Origin of the sequence: Amphritea atlantica (assembly GCA_024397875.1) — a bacterium.
GTDB lineage: Bacteria > Pseudomonadota > Gammaproteobacteria > Pseudomonadales > Balneatricaceae > Amphritea > Amphritea atlantica_B.
This window is the reverse complement of record CP073344.1, coordinates 940,209-962,574: the sequence shown is the minus strand read 5'-3', so window position 1 is coordinate 962,574 and position 22,366 is coordinate 940,209. Positions and strand designations below refer to the sequence as shown.

19 protein-coding genes are annotated in these 22,366 nt (G+C 46.8%); 5 read left to right on the top strand and 14 right to left on the bottom strand.

Annotation, left to right across the window (positions count from 1 at the left end):
- Positions 1–225 precede the first annotated feature (225 nt).
- The 6 genes from KDX31_04285 to KDX31_04260 all read right to left on the bottom strand — a co-directional run bounded on the left by KDX31_04285 (position 226) and on the right by KDX31_04260 (position 6,641).
- Positions 226–2,079 (bottom strand): hypothetical protein, encoded by a 1,854-nt coding sequence (locus KDX31_04285; protein UTW04243.1) that lies wholly within the window; start codon positions 2,077–2,079, stop codon positions 226–228.
- An 11-nt stretch (positions 2,080–2,090) separates the two neighbouring features.
- Positions 2,091–2,594, bottom strand: a complete 504-nt coding sequence (locus tag KDX31_04280; protein UTW04242.1) for a threonine transporter — start codon at positions 2,592–2,594, stop codon at positions 2,091–2,093.
- The gene (locus KDX31_04275) at positions 2,584–3,687 is read right to left on the bottom strand and encodes a hypothetical protein (protein UTW04241.1); all 1,104 of its coding nucleotides are present in this window, start codon (positions 3,685–3,687) and stop codon (positions 2,584–2,586) included. Before KDX31_04275 ends, KDX31_04280 begins: the two co-directional genes overlap by 11 nt.
- A gap of 150 nt (positions 3,688–3,837) precedes the next feature.
- Positions 3,838–4,596 carry an NYN domain-containing protein gene (locus KDX31_04270; protein ID UTW04240.1) on the bottom strand — a complete coding sequence of 253 codons (759 nt, stop codon included), beginning with the start codon at positions 4,594–4,596 and terminating at the stop codon, positions 3,838–3,840.
- Positions 4,597–5,468: 872 nt separating this feature from the next.
- Positions 5,469–5,915, bottom strand: a complete 447-nt coding sequence (locus KDX31_04265) for an adenylyltransferase/cytidyltransferase family protein (protein ID UTW04239.1) — start codon at positions 5,913–5,915, stop codon at positions 5,469–5,471.
- A gap of 72 nt (positions 5,916–5,987) precedes the next feature.
- Complete coding sequence (locus KDX31_04260) at positions 5,988–6,641, bottom strand: CDP-alcohol phosphatidyltransferase family protein (protein UTW04238.1); 654 nt, start codon at positions 6,639–6,641, stop codon at positions 5,988–5,990.
- 656 nt (positions 6,642–7,297) lie between these two features.
- On the opposite strand from KDX31_04260, the gene KDX31_04255 reads away from it, so the two are divergent.
- Positions 7,298–8,164, top strand: coding sequence for a metallophosphoesterase (locus KDX31_04255; GenBank protein ID UTW04237.1), 867 nt, complete (start codon positions 7,298–7,300; stop codon positions 8,162–8,164).
- 165 nt (positions 8,165–8,329) lie between these two features.
- On the opposite strand, the gene KDX31_04250 is transcribed toward KDX31_04255, so the two are convergent.
- The 4 genes from KDX31_04250 to KDX31_04235 all read right to left on the bottom strand — a co-directional run bounded on the left by KDX31_04250 (position 8,330) and on the right by KDX31_04235 (position 12,292).
- Entirely contained in the window at positions 8,330–9,520 is a 1,191-nt protein-coding gene (locus tag KDX31_04250) for a DUF3047 domain-containing protein (GenBank protein UTW04236.1), read from the bottom strand.
- A gap of 102 nt (positions 9,521–9,622) precedes the next feature.
- Positions 9,623–10,309, bottom strand: coding sequence for a response regulator transcription factor (locus tag KDX31_04245; protein ID UTW04235.1), 687 nt, complete (start codon positions 10,307–10,309; stop codon positions 9,623–9,625).
- The gene (locus tag KDX31_04240) at positions 10,303–11,805 is read right to left on the bottom strand and encodes a HAMP domain-containing histidine kinase (protein ID UTW04234.1); all 1,503 of its coding nucleotides are present in this window, start codon (positions 11,803–11,805) and stop codon (positions 10,303–10,305) included. Before KDX31_04240 ends, KDX31_04245 begins: the two co-directional genes overlap by 7 nt.
- The gene (locus KDX31_04235; GenBank protein ID UTW04233.1) at positions 11,774–12,292 is read right to left on the bottom strand and encodes a sel1 repeat family protein; all 519 of its coding nucleotides are present in this window, start codon (positions 12,290–12,292) and stop codon (positions 11,774–11,776) included. The genes KDX31_04240 and KDX31_04235 overlap by 32 nt, the downstream gene beginning before the upstream one ends.
- A gap of 748 nt (positions 12,293–13,040) precedes the next feature.
- Between KDX31_04235 and KDX31_04230 the strand changes: the two genes are divergently transcribed.
- The gene (locus KDX31_04230) at positions 13,041–14,606 is read left to right on the top strand and encodes a cache domain-containing protein (protein UTW04232.1); all 1,566 of its coding nucleotides are present in this window, start codon (positions 13,041–13,043) and stop codon (positions 14,604–14,606) included.
- Between the two features lie 143 nt (positions 14,607–14,749).
- On the opposite strand, the gene KDX31_04225 is transcribed toward KDX31_04230, so the two are convergent.
- The gene (locus KDX31_04225; GenBank protein ID UTW04231.1) at positions 14,750–16,045 is read right to left on the bottom strand and encodes a M18 family aminopeptidase; all 1,296 of its coding nucleotides are present in this window, start codon (positions 16,043–16,045) and stop codon (positions 14,750–14,752) included.
- Positions 16,045–16,575: an FKBP-type peptidyl-prolyl cis-trans isomerase gene (locus tag KDX31_04220; GenBank protein ID UTW04230.1), complete on the bottom strand. Its 531-nt coding sequence runs from the start codon at positions 16,573–16,575 to the stop codon at positions 16,045–16,047. Before KDX31_04220 ends, KDX31_04225 begins: the two co-directional genes overlap by 1 nt.
- A 218-nt stretch (positions 16,576–16,793) precedes the next feature.
- Between KDX31_04220 and KDX31_04215 the strand changes: the two genes are divergently transcribed.
- The 3 genes from KDX31_04215 to rpsA all read left to right on the top strand — a co-directional run bounded on the left by KDX31_04215 (position 16,794) and on the right by rpsA (position 21,529).
- Positions 16,794–18,821 (top strand): carboxy terminal-processing peptidase, encoded by a 2,028-nt coding sequence (locus tag KDX31_04215; GenBank protein ID UTW05293.1) that lies wholly within the window; start codon positions 16,794–16,796, stop codon positions 18,819–18,821.
- Between the two features lie 19 nt (positions 18,822–18,840).
- On the top strand, positions 18,841–19,611 hold the full coding sequence (locus KDX31_04210; GenBank protein UTW04229.1) for a hypothetical protein: 771 nt from the start codon (positions 18,841–18,843) through the stop codon (positions 19,609–19,611).
- Positions 19,612–19,849: 238 nt separating this feature from the next.
- Positions 19,850–21,529, top strand: coding sequence for a 30S ribosomal protein S1 (rpsA, locus tag KDX31_04205; GenBank protein ID UTW04228.1), 1,680 nt, complete (start codon positions 19,850–19,852; stop codon positions 21,527–21,529).
- Positions 21,530–21,633: 104 nt separating this feature from the next.
- On the opposite strand, the gene KDX31_04200 is transcribed toward rpsA, so the two are convergent.
- Both KDX31_04200 and KDX31_04195 read right to left on the bottom strand, forming a co-directional pair.
- The gene (locus KDX31_04200; GenBank protein UTW04227.1) at positions 21,634–22,074 is read right to left on the bottom strand and encodes a YcgN family cysteine cluster protein; all 441 of its coding nucleotides are present in this window, start codon (positions 22,072–22,074) and stop codon (positions 21,634–21,636) included.
- Positions 22,074–22,364: a YcgL domain-containing protein gene (locus tag KDX31_04195; protein ID UTW04226.1), complete on the bottom strand. Its 291-nt coding sequence runs from the start codon at positions 22,362–22,364 to the stop codon at positions 22,074–22,076. Before KDX31_04195 ends, KDX31_04200 begins: the two co-directional genes overlap by 1 nt.
- Between the last annotated feature and the right edge of the window lie 2 nt (positions 22,365–22,366).

The window sequence follows — 22,366 nt, the reverse complement described above, 5'->3', positions numbered from 1 at the left end:
CCTTGATTGCTCATCGCAGAACGTCTGGTATCAGATTTACCCAGCTCTGACATCGGTGCCATACACAGATAACTATGCAGCACCTTGGTGTACTTTGACTTATTAGATGCTGCTAGCACGGCACCACCGAAAGCGCCGAACCAACCGCGTTAGCTATACCATTGATTATTTCAGTTGTAACTCTGGCCTTGTTATACGCTTCCTACACTATTTACAATATTTAATTTAATTCATGGGTTTTGTTGGGAAAAAACCATAGCGTCCTGAGTTTTTCTTAGTAAACTGAGTAACTTGCCTTCCTGAACTGTACTTATTCGGTATAGACTTTTTATTTTCAAAAACAATAATCTGTTTAGATTTCCAGTCTGCCAAGCTATCAAAAAACTTAATATTTACATCCGTATCACTAAGGTCATCTGCCTCATTATCTGGCTCCTCATAGGCAAGTAATGGCGAATCAAGTATGGAAAAACCTAAATGAGGAAGCTCATTCTCTTCTGTGTACTTCATCAGTCCGAGAGTGGCTGCAGCATGCGTAATAGCACGGTGTCCTTTGCCATTACTAATTCTATGCTTCCCATTAATAACAAAATCACCTGTCTCCTTATCAAAGTGAACATCATTAGAATTAGGCAACCCCCACTCTTGTAGAAAGCTCCTTACTTCTTTCGAAAGCTTAAACAAAGCGCTTGTTGGCAACGTCCTTTCGCTTTCCTCCTTTCCTTTAGATTCTTTTTTCGGAGCTGAATTTTCTAACTCTTCTTTCTTTCTAGTTAAGAGAATTAGTTGCTCATGCTGCTTTATTGAATCATCAAGTTCGAATTTTAAATTATAGAATTCTGTGTAATTTGTACGCTGTTCGACTAATTCAGGGTTCACAATAGCTAATTCTTTAGCAACAGAAGATATTTTTTCCTCTATACCCGGCAATTGTTCATTAATTGATTCCAACTCTGAACTAAGATTGTTCACTGTAAATTTAAGCTCACCATTAAGCCCTTCAATCTTTGACTTTTCTGATGCCGCAGCTGCAACAACATCTTTAATATCTTTATCGCAATATTGATGAGTTTTATCTTCAGAAACAAGCCTTCCACACGTAGGGCATTTTTCATAAGGCAATGCTTCTAGCAAAGTTCCTGTTTCAGAGATACTTTCCAATCTAGCTATATCTGAAGCATACTGCTTTTGCAGCAGTTTGAACCGAGATAACATTTCTACTACTTCATTAATCCTGTTGCTCTTGAGTTCTAATTCATCTCTAAAAGCAGCCCGGTTACTCACTAAACTATTGTAGTTTTCTTCATTGGCATCAAGGGTAAAACGTTCTTCCAATATAGTCTGTGACAACCTCTTATCTTGCTGTCTAAGCTCCGTCAATGAATTTTCTAATGTAGATATATCCCCTAACGACCTGCCCTGTTCTTCTATTAGTTCCTTTAATACCTCTATTTTTGCTTCTCTAGATAGAGCTTTTTTTTCAACTTCTGCTGGCAACAGTGAGCTATCATCCACCCCCGTAAGAATAAATTTTAACCTAGACTTATGCTCAGTTATTTTTGTGAATTGTGTACTAATATATGGCGAGGATTCTTTTTGAATATTGGCTTCATTAACAACAGCAAGATCTAGAGAATTCCTTAGAGTTAAACTAACCAGTCCATTCTGCGCATTTTTTTTAAGTTTTTTGTTAGATAAATTAACTTTCTCGAGTATGAAAGAAGATATACTTTTGATCGTTTTAGTTTCACTTTTAGGCCTTAGAATGACAGGATCGATATCTAGTGGTTTTCTTTTATGTAATCCTTCGAAACACTCATAATCACCACCCTCTATACTTCTTACAAAAGTGAAGTACTCTGATTTAGGAAATTCCACACCTAGGATTACTTGATCATAACCTTCATGTTCAGGGAGCTCTTTCAGGGGCTTTTCTGTACCCAGCATAAAATCAATCCCATCCAAAACGGATGACTTACCTGTATTTGAAGGGCCATATACTAAATTCAAACCACTTCTGAATTCTATTTCTGCCGATTCTTTTACGGGGCCAACAAAAACAATAAACCTAATTTCCATCTCAATAATACTCAGCTATTTTTTGCAATTGACATCTCTGCGATTTGGAATTCATTTTTCCAACGATCAAATGCGGAATTGAAGATTTCTGAGAACAAGCTATCACCGTAATCGTTATACATCGTGACAGCCCACTGTGCTCTTTGACTAAGTTCTTTTATATATTCATTTGTTAAGCTTTCGATAAAGACACTAGCAAGCTCTGTTGCACAGTAATAGAAGCCATCAGGTGTTATCACTTTCTGTACAAGCCTTTTGCTTTCCATAAGAACAAGACCATTTTCAACTAACGGTCTCCTCACCAGAAGCTCACCACTTCTTTGTAAAATATTCGGATGTAGGCTTGGTGGAGCATTTTCAATATCTCCGGTATGAACAACAATATGATCTAAAGCTAACAGTTGCTGTATATCGAATTTATTAGACAGATCAACAACTAATATACATATAGATCGCACTCCAGTTTCTAGAGCACTGTTGAATATGAAATCTGAATGTAGAGTTTCACTCATCATCTTCTAACCATTTTAATTTGTCGTCATTAGCCAATTGGTGACATATACCATATCTATCTTTCACTCTGATAGTTTCAAATAACCCATTTGAATCAAGAGGCACCGACTTTGACACGCTTAAAACAGCCTTAAGTTTAATTAGACCATTTTCATAATCGTCTTCTGCTGTATCTATAACTCCATCAAACATGTCATTTTGAAGCTCTTCAAATGTGCCTAGCGGGACAGAATCTCGTGCAAAGGTTCTCAATGATTCAGCAAAGTAGAACGATTCTCTTTGTCTAACAAAATGTTTTGTAAGATCGGGGAAACAATCAATCTGGAAGTCTTGTTGTTTAATACCTTTACTATCAGCATAAGCATTATGTAATTGTTCTATATAGCGAGCTTCATTATTTTGAAAAACCTCAGGAGGCTTTAAAGGCGCTGGACGCTCTTTTAACCCACCACCAAACCTTATTGAGTAATATGGAGTTTCTCTATATTCCTCGACAACTTCATTTACTGGTTTATATTTAAAAATACTAAAGTCAAAGCACAAGACGAATTTCTTAAAATCTCCCTCAAGTGAAATTTCTTTGGTTGCAGTTATACTCTTCGAACACCAGCCATCCCACTCTTCTAAAAGCTTATCCTTCAATTTATCTGAATTCAATAATAGCTTTTTAAGTGATGGGCCACAGTCCTTTGGGGAAAAAAAGTAATATTTTATTGGTTTCGTCAAATTCCCATTATATACATGCCACAATAACTTACCGATCTCAGGAATTGCAGTTCCTGGTGCCAAAGGGTCACCTTTATAGTATTTGCATTGATAATTTTCCCAGCTTCCAGAAAACCCATTATCAGTGTAAAAACAGGCAACATCTACTCCAAAATCATTTGCTCCACCTAAACGTGTTACAAGGTGATACTTTGATTTCTGAAATGTTCCCCATTCCTCTAGAAAATACTCCCACTCTTCGGCAGAGAAAAGAAATAAGTGCTGCCTAGGAGTTATTAATTTTCCATAAGAAACTTGACGAAAAGACGCTGAATCATTTTCACTCTTTGGTTTAGCTAATTCGAGAGCATTTAAGTCGATATCTAACACTTACAAAATTTCCATTTTCTAGGCATGGTTCCCACGCTTTGTATTATAATTCGAATCTTGGGCATTCATGTGACTAAATTCACCGTATAACGCTTGCAGCAGGTGACGCGCAACGAGATACGAGTGAAGCGTTCCCTCTGCCTGCACTTATTAAGCATTTTTTGTCGGCCTATACGCAACGATATTTACAACACCTTTGCCCTTGAATTTTGTCATTTCAAATTCATTGCTAAGGCTAGCTATGATTTCTGGCAATTTTGTTACCCCATATGACCGAGGATCAAAATCTGGCTTAGATCTCTTAACGAAACTACCTGCGGCGGCAACGTTAGCCCAGCCCTCATCATCCTGATATTGCTCCCAAGCCTTACGTAAAACCGAAACTAGCTCTTTTGCATCACTCGACACATCTTCATCTTTGCTCGCTTGCTTGGGAGCACGAACAGCTGTTGGCGTAGGCTCTTCTAACTCCAAGTTCTCAGTAAAAATAAAATCATCGCAAGCATTACGAAAGGATATGGGGGTTTTCTTTTGACCCACGCCAAAGACAAATATCTCAGATTCACGCAGCCTCGCGGCTAGCTTGGTAAAATCACTGTCACTTGAAACAAGTGCAAAAGCATCGAACTTATTAGAATAAAGCAAATCCATAGCATCTATGATCATTGATGCATCAGTTGAGTTTTTCCCCGTTGTATAAGCAAATTGCTGGATTGGCTGAATAGCTAGTTCATTCAAGCTTTGTTTCCAGTTCTTTAAGTATTCGCTAGACCAATCACCATAAGCACGCTTAATAACAATGTGCCCATGAGCTGAAATTTCATCAAGGATAGCTTTAACCTTTGAATACTGGGCATTGTCTGCATCAATCAATACAGCAATTTTTTTGTGGTCATCTAAATCTTTCATTGAAAATCCATTTTTCGATACAGAGGATGCTTAACAGCTTAATTGTGCGCGTGCTCATATGCACGGAAGTGAAATACGTGTAAAAAACGATTAACTAATTGAATAAAATACACTTTTTGAAAACTCCCTTTCATTTGGCTCCGTGTAAATGCGCTTGCGCGTTATCCCCAAATCACTCTGCGCACTATCCCGTGATAGATATGTATAACACGTTGATTTTATGAGAACTGTGGTCAACTATCCGATGATAACGCGCACGCGTCAAGATCTTTTATGGGCAATACGCGCGAGCAATGGGTGATATCAAAAATCAGCTGTCTGGCCATACACGTTTATACTCTGAATCAGTCACCTGATAACCGTTGTCTGTTAACGAAAAAAGCCAACACATCTCTGCATTAGCTTTTTCAGAATATCGGCCACGCTAAACGGCGAAAGGCCGGGCCTGGCTCGTTCCCACGCTCCTGAGCGGGCATGCATACCTTGCTCGAGATGAAAGGTTTCTGAGATTAAAGGGCTTTGCCCCCTGTAATTCGTAATCCCTGTAATTCCAAAAAAGTGGAGCTGAAATGGCTTATCAGGTGGCACCAGAGCCGGGTAACTATCGGAATTATGCGTATTCTTGACCAAATGACCGGCTGGCGCCAGTGTTGTGGTGTAATTAAGCGTGAATTTAAAGCAGAAAGGGAATATGCAGGGACGCTCTGCAGAAAAGTTCATTTAGAACACTCATCTAGTAAGCTCTCAGAAAAAGCTCATCAAAATGAGCTCAGCGGATTAGACCGTGTATTACAGCGAAACAACCAACACTTCAGATCGGGAAAATAAAATCCGGGGATTTTACTCCCCTCTGTTTTTCTCTGCGGACGATATCAGGACGCAAACACCACATTTGAACCGTTTGATTTGTAGGGCTGGGTCATCACATTTTGCTTTATCGTCGATGAGGATGTACGCGGGTTGTAGGCCACTTGCCTGATCTGCTTGCCTTCCGATTCCAGATACGCTTCTACCGCGACATTGTGAGGCTGGCTTCCCCAGTCTTCACCAATCACGAAAATATCAGCACCTACCTCTTTGCAGCCAGAGACATATTCCAGTTCATAGTAAGGCAACACAATATCAACACAGCGCAACGCCCTCAGCATCTCCATCCGTTGTTCCAGCGGAATAACAGGAACATTGGGCTTGTAAGAGCGGACAACTTCATCTGAAGCAACGCCAACGGCCAGCACAGCCCCTAATGACTTACAGTATTCGAGTAACGCAACGTGGCCTACATGCAATAAATCAAACGTACCTACGGTATATACAATCATGGGCAGTTTATCCCCTCAATAAATTATTTTAAGTGCCGTTGGTAACGACATTATTGCCAGTACTGTTACCAGTTATAGAAGCTTCCAACTGTAAATACTGGTGATTCCGAGCGTATAAAACGCAAGTAAAAAAACGTTTCTGGGATTGCCAGAAAGTTTTGGGGTTTTAATTTGAGAAACATTGAGTACAGCAAGCCCTACGGCGCTGACATAGAAAAGCACAGCGAATATCTCCCGGGGAATAACGCCCTCTAAGAGGAAGATAAACACCAGCGCAATATTGTTGTTATCCATGGCCAGGCCGGTATATCTGGACTGGTCTGATAAGCCATAGGTACTAAAGTAACTCAGGCGTATCGCGCTGGCAGCAATGACAATGAAAGCCGCAGGCAGGAAGACAGGATCGAACCGCCCATAACTCAGTAACAGAATCGCCGGCGTGACCCCATAGCTGACAATGTCGATCACCAGATCGAGTTGCCCGCCAAAAATCCGGTCATTACCGGTGCGCCCCTTCATGCGTCGCGCCACCAGACCATCGGCCCAGTCGAAGGCAACGGCCCAGATCATGCCGATCATAGCGGCTTCGTAAACGCCGATAATACAGAAATAGATTGCTGACAGTGTGCAGGCCAATCCGGCTAGCGAACAGAGATTAGGCAGGTCTTTCACATAGGAAAGAATCGCGGGTTGTAACGTATGAACGTCTTCAGTAGTTGTAGTCATGGTGCTCCTGACAAAAAAGGAAAAATCAACAACGCACCATCACTCGCTGAAAAATCATGGGCAGTAGCTGCTCAAAATCAGAGTTATGCTAAAAATCGGGCTATTCCCATGTGTAATGAGAAGCACTGACAGTCGGTGCGATAAATCTTCTCTACTCGCGTAATGGCAAATAGGTGGAAAAGGGTCGAAAAAAGCGCTTTGAAAAAGCTCTTAAAGAAAGCTAAGGAAACAAGCTCTGAAAAGGTCGATAAAAACCGCTTCGAACAATCAAGCTAAAAATAAGGAGAATAAAGGCGTGCTGGCCAGTAGGCCCGATACAGGGGAAACTAACACCTACACTATACTCTCTATTGGGTCGGGCTGACAGCGGTATGATGGGTCAGTCGATTAAATCATCTAATGTACGGTCATTAAATGGATCCCCTGCCTTTTTCATCCAGGCTAAAACAGCTGAGGAAACATTTCATAAACCTGCCATCCCTTTTTTAGCACTCTTTTTAGTGCTGGTCTTTTTATCGCTGTTGTTTGTCACAGTATGTTGACATACTCAGTACCTATTGGTGGAGAATCTGTGTAACTGAACCCAGATCATAAGCCTGAATGCTGCGTACTGGCACAATCCACCTGCTTAGGCAAAGGGTTACACTCAACACAAAATGAATCTACTACACATCTCAGATATGCATTTTGGCCCCCGTCACTGGCTTGGAGAAAGTGAGCTATTACTGGAAAAACTGAATAGCTATGCTGCTGATATTGTCATCAACACCGGCGACAATACGACGGACGCTCTCGAAAGCGAATTTGAAGCGGCAGGGAATTTTTTAAAGTCGATTAACTGCCCGCACATCGTGTCGATTCCGGGAAATCATGACAAACGGAATATGCGCAGTACAGATTATTTTCGTCAGTATATCGACGACGTAGACGTCCTTCGCCCCTTAAACCGGAAGAATTGTAAGAAGAATAATATTTTCCTGCTTGGCAGTACCAATGGCATAAAGGACCATTTTACCGATATCAATTTCCTGAAAAACATCAGCATCAACGGTGAATCCATTCTGTTGGTCTGCCTCGACGCCAACTCGCTCTACGACGACAACGGTTTTGTCGATGAGGAGATGCTGAGAACACTGTCCGATGCCATTAGCAAAGCCAGCTATGATCGCATACTGCTGCTGAATCACTACTCCATCCTCGATACTGATTCAGACCCACTGTTCAACTCAAGAATCGTTGTCGAATTCATGCGCCAGCATAAAATCGAGCATGTTTTCTGCGGCCATACGCATCAGCTGTCGATCATGAGGTCAACAGATCTGTATCACCGACACACCTTCACTCAGTATAAGAATGGATCACTATCCAGCAGCAATACCCCCAACGACACCAATATGTTTCTCTATTACGAGAATTTTGGCACCGACGCCATGGTTATCCATGTTGTCAGAGGGACGGTTAAAAACAGATCGCTAACGTTTAAAGAAGAGATCATCCCCTCCTTCCCGGTTGTGGAAAATTGAGATCTGGGACCGCCCTCTGGACTGCTCCCCCTACGTTTAAGCCACGAGCCAGGAGCAACAGTTTTTTCTTTAACCATCCACCGCTTCAGCAGAAGCCAATGCCTCTTCAGAAGAGTCCAGCAGGACCTCTCTTACAATAAGCTCAGACGGGAGAAACAGCCGACGTCACAACACTTTGACGATTTTTGATCCGCTTTGTAAGGCTATATCACTGTAACTACATCTACCCGAGCTACGGAGAAACACGCTGTTAGCGATTAACCAGATCCGGGTGACCTGTGTGGCCGAACCTCCAATATATTGCTGATAATCACTATACAGATCCCGCTGCTCTTTCAATTCTTTACCTAACTCAGTTGCCCCACTTCGCTGCACAACATGGGTTTCTATTTCGCTCCAGCGCGGCAGTGGACATTGAAAAACCTTGCCTTCCGGTAGCGATGAGCTCCACATATATGTGATGTCTTTACCGTCATCAAACTCTACTGCAATTGAAAGATAATCGTGACTCAAGACGGCATCTTCGGCTACATCAGCCGGTAGTTGTTCAACCAGCCACTGCCAGGAAATACCCAACCCCTTTTCCAGTGGCATTTCGATGGGATATTGTAAAATACCTACATCTTTGTGAGTGTTGCAATCTATATGGCCCTCATGGTTACCGGTAAAGATACCGCCGTCACCAAACATATACATATAGTGCCAGCCCGCCGGCAGGCTGCTTTCATGGCTTAACCGTTTTATTTCGGCACTTACCAACCCCTCTACATCACCGGCTGCGGAGAGTTGTATCAGTCCCTGGAGTGGATCGTCCTGCCATACGATCGCTACTCCCTCGATGGAGCCTTGAGCCGCTGTGTAATGCTCAGGGGGAGTGAATAACTCACCCCGTGGATTTGAAAATTCACCTACCGACCGTGCGATCTCTAAAACACCGGAACGGTCGGCCAGCATAGTGCCGCTATTATTCATCGGATTATATGAGTGGCCGCCATCAATACGCGCATGAAAAGCAACACCCGGTTCTACCCACAGGTCCATCTCTTTAACAATCCACCAGCGACCGTTCAGCAGAAAGGTAACAGATTGCCCGGCAGTTAACTGCCCCAGCGTTTGGGTCCAGGGAAGATCCTCCGGGGTCAGGGTAAAGTTGATCAGCCGATCGATATTCGCCCTGGAGCGGTTAACTAAATCCTCCACCTTAACATGGAAGTTTTTATTCGGCTCCGGTGCAGAGACACCACTTTTCAATGCCAATGCCGAGGCACAGGGAAGAAGAGCGCCAACGCCCAATATAGACTTAATCGCTCGTCTGCGACTCTGGCTGCTTGACTGATCTGATGATGACTTTGACATACAGGATTCCTTATTACGTTACGGTTTCTATGTAGCGTAATAAGTGCGCGCTGTCGTTAGGTCAGTTTTGAGTAAGTAGAAGGTAAGTTTTTTGTAAGCCCTTCATGCCTCATAACGATAGCCAGAACCCCGTGCGGTTTTAATAATATCGGGAATCTTCTGATCTGTTTCAATTTTACCCCTTAACACCGCAATAGATTGATCAAGCGCCCGGCTATTGGGAAAATAATCGCGTCCCCAGCACTCGTTAAACAGCATATCCCGGCTTACCACATTGCCCTCTGATTCATACAATAAGCGCAGAATAGAAAGCTCTCTGGGCGTTAATTCCACTGAATTACCCTCACGCACCGCCCTTAAACCGCCAACATCAATATACAGATCACGCATCCAGAATCCGGAGATCGGTTCACAGCTTTTATACAGGGGAATTCTTCTCACCATCGCCTCGATGCGAGCTAACAGTTCATTCACACTGTAAGGTTTGCTGACATAATCATCCACACCTAGCGCGAGTCCTTCAATACGTTCAGGTTCAGAGCCCTTGGCAGATAACATCAGAATCGGCAGTGTCGGCCAGTGGCTTCGCAGTCTTTTACAGAGTTCGTCACCCGACATGCCCGGTAAATTCCGATCCAGAATACAGAGATCCGGTTTAGACTGCTGACAGGCCTGCCAGGCGTGTTCTGCCGTGTCAAAGCACAGGCAACGATAACCCTCGAGTGTCAACAGCTCTTTTAAGCCCAAAGTGGTCAGAGGGTCATCTTCAACAATAAGCACAGTTAACATGGGGGATCTCGCTTCAGTATGGGCAGATAAAGCTTATAGTGACGGCCTGTGTCTGTAATTTCCTTATCCAGTCGACCATCAAATTGAGCTGCGAGTCGCTGACAGGTTTGCAAGCCAAGGCCCAACCCGGCTGGGGCGATAGCATGGAGGCTATCAACCGCTTGCTGCCTGCAATTATTTACCGAGAAGAATAATTCGTTGTCCTCTAGCCCTGCCGCCATTGTAATCAGATGTCCGGGGGCATACTTGCGCGCGTTGTCGAGCAGATTCAGCAACACTAACTCAACCGCGTGTTTTGGATACCAGTACTTATCGTTGAGTGTCGATTGTACACAAAGCTGACAGCCTGTTGACGTCAAGCGGAGTTGATACTGCTGATATAGCGACTGTAAATGCATCGCCGGTGACAAATACTGCCACGGGTCTACTGGCTTCCCACGCATAAGCGCCGTGGCATTATCGATGATCTGAGAAATACGCAGCATCTCGTTATCAACGATCAATTGATAACGTTCTTTATCTGACTGTACTTCAGAACGCAGCATGAGGCCGACATACAAATTGATATTACCCAGAGGAGTTCTGAGCTCGTGGGCAATATCCTGAGTACAACTAAGCAGCGTCTCCGCCCGTGAGACCTGCACTTGGTAATGCCGGTAGACCAGGTAGGAGACAGCACAGCTCAGCCCCAGCAGCGGCAGCACCATAGCGAGAAATAACCAGCGAGCAGGGGCAGTTTCCTGCGGTGCAACTTTAAGTTGCGGCGTAATGATCAAACCGAGTTTTTTGAAGGTGTACTGCACCTTGGGAGGAGTATCAGAAGCGGCCTGCAGATGACTAAAGCTGTCCTCAATTTTAAAATCATGGCTCAGAACCCTTAGCTCATCGCTATCCCACACCCAGTCATATACCACTTTAGCTTTCGACAACACACATAGGGTGATACCTGGCTGGGCCCTCCAACAGTAAAGATATGCAGGACCAATTGAAGTGGTAACCGCCAACCAGACATCCACTGTCTGGTTTTCTGAGCGACGCTGTAATTGATCATGCGCAGACATAATGTCTGTTTTCACATCGTCCAGTAACGTTTTATCAAAAAACGTCAGTGCGAGGCCGGAATCCGGGTAGAGAATACCCTCGTCGGTATACACAGAGACCAGTTCAATCAGGGGGCTATTGGTGACCAGCGAACTTAAATCACGATATTTATCATCCAATATCGCACTGCGCACCGCGGTTTGATGCGATACAGCGAGGGCATCAACCTGCCTGGATAATAAATTCTGTAACAGCCTGGACTCTGCCGTAGCCTTATCGAACAACTCGCTCTTATGCAGCTCCTCCAGCGCCCGATAACCATGGATACCCAGCCCAACCACCAGTATAAACGGAATCAGAACGGCTATACCAATAAGCAACCCACCATGCCGGCCAGTGCTACTAATCAAACGACTTAGCACATTATCTCCACTGTTCATAAGCCTCAACGGCATCTGGAAACCCTTGTCTGGCAGCCAGTTCTATCCATTGCCGGCCGAGTGTTTGATTTCTGCTATGGCCGTAACCTCGTAACAACGCCAGGCCATAATAATACTGCCCCCGGCTATCTCCGGTATCTGCCGCACGCTTTAACCATAATGTTGAAACTTCAGGTATTTCACCTGTATTAAGAATGCCGTTTTCATAAAAATTTGAGAGCATTAACATTGAGGCAACCAGGCCTCGATCAGCACAAGCATTAAGCAGGGTCATCGCACTCTCATGTTTACCCTCTTTATGAACCTCATAAGCTGCCCAGCAGATCACCCCTAATCTTTCGGGCAACCGCTCAAGCTGTTCCATATAGTAACGTAGATCTTCCACCGGATTAAGATAACCATCGTCGATGGGGTCAGCATTCGCGTGAACAGTGCCGCCGTGCAACATGAATATCAGCGTCATGCTGATGAATAAGTTATGTACGTTCAGGAAGTATTTCATAGCTAACCTCTGTATTAGATAAAACCGTTATGGGTAGGCAATAAGTTTTACAGAAGTTGCTCTGTTTGTGTGTAAGAAGCATGTAAGAAATTGATCGGCGAATATGCCAGCATGATGTTTGTAGAAAGACAGATAAGCCTTTGGAGTATGAAAGCAACACCTTTGTCTACAGAACCTGGCCTTTTATTTTTTTGAAGCTCGCCTACGGGTTTGACACGTTTTTACACGCTGATCCACAACCCAGATCCCCTGCCCGTCTTCCTCTGTCTGAACAGAGATTAACGTCTCTCCGGTACATATCGTCGGACTCAGAGAGTCCCCTGTTTCTGGATGGTAGATGATGCCATGCATAGAACACTTGATGCGGTTTCCAATGATCGTGAAATATCTTTGCTTTCACTGTCCAGACGAAAGGGCATATGTATACAGCGATTGAGATAGCCGAAGCACGGCCCAGGGCTGAAGAAAGAGGCCGGGATCTTTCTCTGTGTCTTCGGAGTTCTCTGTGGTTAATTTTTTGAGGAGACGCGTTAATGCTTTACTCATCATAAAAAAAATAATACTCCTCAGTCACAAACACTTCCCCTTTGATGTTATATCCCCGGTGAGGGCTGTTCAAGTGAAAGCCAATGGAAGGCAATAGAAGCTATAATTGTTTAATAGATAAACGTTTACAAAATTAAACAGTTTTGATTATATACATTTCAATAAGTATAACAAAAATGAGGTTACCCTCGGGGAATGTATGATGATAAAGAGGCTTCTGAATGCGTCGGCCACAGTGCTGTTAATCGCTGCGTGGTGTTTTCTGGCTTATCGGATTAACAGCGTAACATCTGACAAGGAGGCTATAGAAAGTGATTTCCTGATCAGCTCTGTCGTCTGGGGAGTATCATTACTTCTCTGCGCCGCAGCCTGGTTGAACGAACGAAGAAGCCTGAGGGGCCAACCTGAAGTGGACGCTTTGGTCGGACGCCTGGTCAGAAGCGATCTGACGCAAGATACCTCACAGGGTCAACCTGCCGATGGAACTGCAGCGGATTTGAGCCGTGCTATCGAGAGATTAAAAAATACCCTGACCCAGTTTTCTCATAACAGTGTGCTACTTGCGCACTCTGCTCAGGGGCTTGACGGCAATCTTAACAATATCGACCGGGCGACCGGTGAGATCGTCAACCAACTGAGCACCTCGGCATCGGCAAGCGAAGAGCTGTCAGCCGCCGCCGCTGAAGTTTCTAAAAACTGCAAAAGTGCATCAGATAACTCCCACGAAGCTAACGAAGTAGCCCTCAAGGGACAGGCAATCGTGAGTCAAACGATCGAGAGCATGCATAAAACCACCGGCATCGTGACCGACTCGGCGGCAGTCATACGTAATCTCGGTGAGCGCTCCGGCGAAATCGGACAAATTGTCGATCTCATCAGTAATATCGCAGACCAGACCAACCTGTTAGCGCTGAACGCCGCCATTGAGGCTGCCAGAGCAGGTGATCAGGGTCGAGGGTTCGCGGTTGTCTCCGGTGAAGTAAGAGAGTTAGCCGAGAAAACCTCTCGAGCGACAGAAAAGATACGCCTGACAGTTGAAACGATGCAGCAGGAACTTAAAAAGGCAACCGGGATGATGGATCAGGGGGTTCTGATCGCCCAGCACGGCACCGAGTCTGCACAACAATCTGAAACCGCACTAAACGATATACTCAGTCATATCGCCTCTCTGGTCGGTGAGGTCGAACAGATCTCAGTCGCCTCGCGGGAAACCACCGCAACCACTGAAGAGCTGTCAAGGAGTCTGCATCAGGTCGCCGAACTGATGGATGAAACTGCGGGTAACGTCAACCATAACAGCCTGATCGTATCCAAACTGTCGGAGTCGGCCAGTGAGATGAAACACCTGATCGGTCAGTTTCGACTGGTTAGCAAAACAGACGCGGAGGCGCTGGTTCATCGCGCTCACGATTACGCCCAGAAACATGGACGGGATAAAGCCATTGCCGCATTCAACAATTACGAAGATGATTTTGTGCAAGGCGAGCTCTACGTACTGGTTCAGGATTTTAACGGTAACATGCTCGCCCATGGTGGCAACCCGGCGCTGGTCGGTAAGAATTTAGCTGAGGCCAGGGATGCCAGCGGTAAGCCACTGTGTCCGCCATTGGTGGCGATGGCTCGTGAACAGGGTCAGGGCTGGTATAGTTACGCCTACCTGAATCCACACACCGGCAAAGACGAACCGAAGCACACCTTTGTCCGACGCTTCGGAGACGATTGTTATATCGCCTGTGGTATTTATCAGCCGGATAACGTAGCGGACTGACTAATCAGTCTGATAAATAAGCTGAGCCCGACAGCCAAAAAGCAGACTAACAGCTTAGAAAGTTAGTCTTTGAACGTCACTCACCCGACTCAGCCCTGCTAACCCAGCAGGGCTGATATACAGCGAATGGATCCTGAGTGGCCTTACACTCGTTCCTGACAATAGAAACGGCTCAGCACCCGCGCCAGGTTAACCGGGTCATCGCTGCCCGCCAGCTCCCGAATCGAATGCATCGCCAGTTGCGGCACACCGATATCAATGGTTTTGACACCGATCTCTGCGGCGGTGATGGGGCCGATCGTACTGCCGCAGGCCATATCACTGCGTACGACAAAGGATTGCAGTGTAACGTCTTCCTGCCGGGCAATATGCCGGAACAGCGACGAGGTTTCGCTATTTGAGGCATAACGCTGGTTGGCATTAATCTTTATCACCGCACCGCTATTCATACGCGGGCCATGATTACTGTCATGCTTATCGGCAAAGTTGGGATGCACCGCATGGGCGTTATCCACCGACACCATCATCGAATTGGCGATCATCCGGTTGCGGGCCTCGGGGTCGGGTAACAACCGCTCCAGCAACTGTTTCAGCATCGGTCCCTGGGCACCGGCAGCACTCATACTGCCAACCTCTTCATGGTCATTGCAGATCAGTAGCGTGTTCTGCTGTGCATCAGACGCTATCAGCGCCTGCATACCGATAAAGCAGCTCAGCAGATTGTCGAGTCGCGCAGACGCGAAAAACTCATTATTCAGGCCGATATAAGAAGGTTTCTGCACATCGTAAAAAAACAGCTCGTAATCGAGCACCTCGGCAATATCATCGACATGCTGAGTCTGTAGTTCCTGTTTGAGTATCTCCCGCAGTTCCGCTTTGGCATCGCCCTGCAGTTGCGCCATCACCGGCGGCATCTCTGTTTGCGGATTAACATTGCGCCCCTGATTAACGTCACGGTCCAGATGAATTGCCAGACTGGGAATCACTGCAACCGGGCGTTCAAAATTCACCAGTTCGCTGCGCATGCCACCATTGGTACTGACATAGTTAACCCGGCCAGCGAGCGACAGGTCACGGTCAAACCAGGGGTTTAACAGCGCCCCGCCGTACACCTCCACGCCAAGCCGTAAGCAGCCCTGACTCACAGTTTCAGGATTGGGCTTAACCTTCAGACAGGGACTGTCTGTATGGGCACCGACCATCCGTATACCGGCCGTCGACAGGTCTGAGCCAGCCGCCATATTCCAGGCGATAATGGAAGACTCATTGCGAACGATGAAGTAGCGGCCACCCGGCCATACATTCCAGGCATTCTGCTCTTCCAGTTCGATAAAACCCGCTTCCTGCAGTCGTGCACGCATCTCATATACCGCATGAAAGGGGGTTGGCGATGCCGCCAGAAAATCAAACAGTTGCTCATTAAACTCATGTTTATGCATTATTGGTCAGCCTTTTCCTGAGGCAGGATTTCTAACAACTCAATTTCAAAAATAAGTGCGGAATTTGCCGGTACCATACCCCCGGGGCTTCTCGCACCATAGCCTAATTCTGATGGCAAATAGATCTTCCAGCGAGCCCCCGGAGACATTTCAAGCAGCGCCTCACGCCACCCTTTAATCACATCTTTCACGGTAAAAACGGGCTTTTCCGCTCTATCAGCTGAGCTTTCAAACGGCTCTCCGTTCACCGTCCAACCGGTATAATTAACCCGGACGCGGTTGAGCATCTCCGGCTTAGGGCCTTCTGCAGCCTGCAAAATCTGATACTGCAAGCCTGAGTCGGTAACCACCACCCCATCCTTACGGGCATTTTCTTCCAGATACAGCAGTCCCTCTTTTTTAGTGTCATCATTCAGTGCTTTATCCAGCAACTCCTGATGAAACCGCTTTTCCTCATCACTTTTGCCACAACCGCTGATTATGGTAACTAACAGCGACAAAACCATAACACCCAGAACTCGCATAACCACAATAGCTGTACCTGTTTCAATTAATAAACCAGAGATAAGCCGTTGATTTTACATCAGCACGCGACAAGACTACACTCAGATTTTCTGAGTTACGGAACCAAGCTGGTTATTTGTCTGTCTCAGAACCTATATGTAGTAGCAAAACAGGAACATGCAGCTTGATTTACACACGTAACTTACGCCGATTAATCACCGCGTCTTCACTCGTATTGGGGCTGATGACAGCGCTGCCGGCAAGCGCACTGAACAGCTCTGTTTTGCAACCGGATATAATCCACAGCCAGACGATTACCGATATTGTCACATCCCTGAACCAGGATCACTATAACAGTATCGTACTGAATGACGAGCTGTCCGGCAAAGTGCTTGATCAGTATCTGGATAGCCTCGATCCGTCAAAAGCATTTTTTTATCAATCCGATATCGATGAGTTCCAACAGTACCGGTCACTAATTGATGATGAGATCAATAACGGTAACCTGACCGCCGCCTACGCTATTTTTAATCGCTATCAGCAGCGCACTCAGGAACGTTTAAACAAACTGATCACAACCCTGGAAAGCCCGGACTATAGTGTCGACTTTGATCGCGATGAAAGCATCATAACCGACCGGGAAACAAGCCAGTGGTCCGCCAGCAAAGCTGAGATGGATGAGTTCTGGCGCAAACGCCTGAAAAGTGCGTTGCTGGGCCTGAAACTGGCTGACAAGCCGGTCGATGAAGCGAAGAAACTGCTGCTCAAACGTTATAAAAGCCAGTTGAACAGAGCCCTGCAAACCAATAACGAAGATGTTTTCCAGAGCTTTGCCAACGCGCTGACGATGCAGTTCGATCCGCATACGCAGTATTTCTCACCCCGCCTTTCTGAAAACTTTAATATCAATATGAGCCTTTCCCTGGAAGGCATTGGCGCCGTTCTGCAAAGTGAAAATGACAATACCAAAGTGGTGCGTCTGGTGCCTGCCGGACCTGCCGATAAAGCGGGCCAGTTAAAACCCGCCGATCTGATTGTCGGTGTTGGTCAGGGTGAAGATGGCGAAATTGAGGATGTGGTCGGCTGGCGCCTGGATGAGGTCGTTGCTCTGATTCGTGGCCCGAAAGATTCCGTGGTCCGGCTGGATATCATTCCCGCCGATGGCGACGAAAACCAGCACAAGATTATTAAGATCACCCGTAACAAGGTCAAACTTGATGAGCAGGCGGCCCAGAGCAAGGTAATCCGGATCGAACATCAGGGCAAGCCATACAAACTGGGCGTCATCAGTATTCCCGCCTTCTATATCGACTTTGCTGCATTGCAGCGGGGCGAACGCAATTATAAGAGCACTACCCGGGATACCGCACGACTGATCGAAGAACTTAAAACGGAAGATATCGACGGACTGATCATAGACCTGCGTAACAATGGTGGAGGCTCTCTGCGCGAAGCGAATGAGCTGGTCGGGCTGTTTATCAGTCGCGGACCCACGGTGCAGATCAGAGACCCTCAGGGTCGGGTGAATATTCAGGGTGATCCCGACCCCAGGATCGCCTATAACGGTCCAATGGCGGTTCTGGTTAACCGGCTCAGCGCGTCGGCATCTGAGATCTTCGCCGGAGCCATTCAGGATTATCAGCGCGGCCTGATTGTCGGTAGTCAGACATTCGGCAAGGGCACAGTTCAAACCCTCTCGCCACTGCATCATGGCCAGATCAAGCTGACCCACGCCAAGTTCTATCGTATCTCCGGTGAGAGTACCCAGCATAAAGGGGTTATTCCCGATGTGGCCCTGCCAACCCTCTATGACGCCGACGAGATTGGCGAGAGCTCACTGGAAGGCGCCCTGCCCTGGGATATGGTGCATGAGGTTCCCCATCAGCGCTATATGAACTTCCGCGCGATCCTGCCGGAGCTGAACAAGCGACACGTGGAGCGGATCAAATTCAATCCCGATTTCCTCTATATGAACGCCCAGATCAGGCGGATGCATGAGAATAAGCAGGATAAAGAGTTGTCTCTGAATGAGGCAACACTGAAGGCAGAACGTGACAAATCTGAGCAGTGGCTGCTGGATCAGGAAAACCAGCGCCGCGAGGCCAAGCAGCTACCAGCCATCAAAGCACTCTCTGAACTGGATGACCTGCTTGAAAAAGACGCCCAGGGCCGGACGATAAGCCCCGAACAGGAAGCAATTCTCCACGAAACAGGCAATGTCCTGCTTGATATGATTGAACTGACCGATAACTATATGGCTATCAATTACTGATCCGACAGGGATAGATTCGATGCAGTTAAGCAGGCAGAAACTCGCACTTCTGATTGGCGCTCCGCTCTTGCTGATCATCTTTTCTGTGGCTGGCTATTTCACCTATAACGTTATCAGCCAACAGCAGGAGGAAAACCGTAAGAAAGTTGAAGGCTTTGGTGAGATGGTGATGCCGCTCGATTCTACAGCGACTGAAGCAACTAGCGACCCCAGCCTCGCACCATCAATCGCTAACAGTAATATATCGCCGGTTGAAAAGGTGATTGCTACCCTGAAAGAGGAGCGCCTGAAACTGCTGAATGAGGCGGAAGTAATGCGGGCACAGATCACAATCCTGCAGGGGAAAGTTACCGAGCTGGAGCATTATAAGCGTACCAATGAGCGCTATTCCCCACACACCTTCGATGAGGAGGTCTCCACCATTCACGCCCGTATGAGACAACTGCTGGCAAGCCAGGAGGAATCGAAACGGTTCAGCAGCACACAACTAACCGGCATGGCGGCGGCCTCCGCGCAGGAATACCGCCGCTATCTGATGATGCATAAGCTGTTACTCGATCAGGACCAAATCGATACAGTGGTTAACTACCACCTGCCTGTTTTTGCCTACTGTATCGGCGATGGAATGGATATCGCCGCCAACAACCGCGCTGAAGAGTTACTGGTGCTGGAGTATTTCAAAACCGAGAATACCGACCGGATGAGCAGTCGCCTGAAGAGTGACCTTAAAGCGATTCTTGAGCCCTGTCAGGAGCTGTTTACCGAGCGTATGGCCTCCTTCAAGGGCTGAACCAAACCACCGATATCCCCCTCCCTGCACCCTCTGCTGAGGTTACACAAAGGGACCACCCTTTAATCAAAAGGCCAAATTCTGTATAATTTGCGGTCCTGTCCTGATGCCCGCTGTTCATTTCGTCAGCCAACACAGTCGCCATTGGGATGTACAAACTGTCCCTGTATCCGGCTGACGATGCAGGTGTAAACATGGCGATCCCCCGGTGTTTAAGGGGCTGCCAATAGGAAGGTACATGTCCGAAAGCTTTGCTGAATTATTTGAAGAATCCCTGCAACATATTGATATGAAGCCCGGCACCCTGGTAATGGGTGAGGTCGTCGATATCGATAACGACTGGGTCACTGTCAACGCTGGCCTGAAATCTGAAGCGATTATTGATCGCAGCCAGTTCCTGAACGATGCTAACGAACTTGAAATTCAAGTGGGCGATATGGTTAAAGTTGCCCTGGAAAGCGTTGAAGATGGTAGCGGTGAGACCCGTCTGTCCCGCGAGAAAGCTAAACGAGCCGAAGCCTGGGAAGTTCTACAGGAAGCATTTGATGCAGAAGAAACCGTCAAAGGCTATATCAGTGGCAAGGTCAAAGGTGGCTTCACTGTTAACGTTAATAACATTCAGGGCTTCCTGCCGGGCTCTCTGGTTGATGTGCGTCCGGTTCGGGACGTCGACCACCTGGAAGGCAAAGAGCTTGAGTTCAAACTGATCAAACTCGACCCTAAGCGCAATAATATCGTGGTCTCCCGCCGTGCTGTGCTTCAGGAAGCCAACAGCGCTCAGCGTGATGAGCTGCTTGAAACCCTGGAAGAAGGTCATGATGTTAAGGGTTATGTTAAGAATCTGACCAACTACGGTGCATTCATCGATCTGGGCGGGGTTGATGGCCTGCTGCATATCACTGATATGGCATGGAAGCGTATCTCACACCCAAGTGAGATGCTGACCCCCGGTGATGAGATTACTGTCCGAATCATCAAGTTTGATAAAGAAACCAACCGTTTGTCACTGGGCCTGAAACAACTGAGCGAAGACCCATGGTCCTCTATTAAAGCCCGTTACCCTTCAGGCGCTATCGTTCCTGCACGTGTCACCAACCTGACTGATTACGGCTGTTTCGCCTCGATCGAAGATGGTGTCGAAGGTCTGGTACACGTCTCTGAGATGTCCTGGACCAATAAAAATGTCCACCCATCCAAGGTGGTACAGGTCGGTGACGAAGTGAATGTGATGATCCTTGAGATTGATGAGGAACGTCGCCGTATCTCTCTGGGTATCAAGCAATGTACGCCTAACCCATGGGCGACTTTCGCTGATCAGTATGCCGCTGGCGATAAGATTAGTGGCTCGATCAAGACTATCACAGACTTCGGCATCTTCGTCGGTCTGGAAGATGATCTGGATGGCCTGGTGCATATGTCTGACATCTCCTGGGATGCTGACGGCGAGGCCGCACTGCGTGAGTATAAGAAAGGTGACGATGTTGAAGCGGTTATCCTGTCTATCGATGCCGAGAAAGAGCGCATCTCTCTGGGTATCAAACAGCTGGCCGGTGATCCGTTCTCCGACTACGCTGCGGTCAATGACAAGAACGCTATCGTTAAGGGTATCGTTAAGTCTGTAGACGCTAAAGGGGCAAACATCGAGCTGGCTGAAGGGGTTGAAGGTTACCTGAAAGTCTCTGATATCAGTATCGATCGCATCGAAGATGCCACGACCGCCCTTAAAGCAGGCGAAGAAGTTGAAGCCAAGATCGTTAACCTGGATCGTCGTAACCGTTCAATCACCCTGTCGATCAAGGCGAAAGACCAGGCCGATGAGAAAGCAGCAATCAAAGCGGTTGCTGATGCGCCGGTTGAGCTGTCCGGTCCGACCACCATCGGCGATCTGATCAAAGCACAACTGGAAGCGAAGAAGTAACGTTTCTGAACTGAAAGGCTGAACTAAAAAGGAGCGCAGTGCGCTCCTTTTTTTGCTTAATTTTTATCACGGTCTTTGCAATTTTTTATATTGCGGCTAACCCATCAGTCGAGCAGGTAGTCGAAATAATCATCATCTTTTTCAATTTTATCATCGGTAATCTCATACCAGTCCAGCACCGAAGCACCGGCTTCCTTAACAGATTCCCGACGGCCGCTGACTAAAGGATGCCACTCCGGCAACTCCTTTCCCTCATGCACCAGACGATATGCGCAGCTGGGTGGCAGCCAGTGAAACTCTTTGACATCCTCGGGTCGCAGTTTGACGCACTGAGGCACCAGCGAGCAACGCTTTTCATACTGCGTACAATACAGAGTGTCCATATCCAGCAGATGACAAACCACACTGGTGTAATGCACCTCGCCGGTATCTTCATCTTCCAGCTTATGCAGACAACAGAGAGAGCAGCCATCACAGAGAGACTCCCACTCCGGTGGCGACATCTCCTGCAGTGATTTACTCCGCCAGAATACCTGATCAGCCACTAGCGTACTCCGGTTTGTGGCCGGTCCTTAAACAGATCGAGCAAATAGTCATCTTTCGGCGGCGGCATCTGCAGGAAATAACCCTTTTCCCGAATATCCTCCAGCACCTTCGCCGCATCAACCCGCGACAGCTCTTTTTCCGGTGTCAGCAACATATCAAACACATGGATCGGGGCGCCAAACATCTCTTTCAGAGGGTCCGGTACCCGCTTCATTTTTTCCATTTTATCCACATAAAGATACATTTCATCTTTTTTGGAACTGCGAAACACACTACAAATCTTTTTCATAG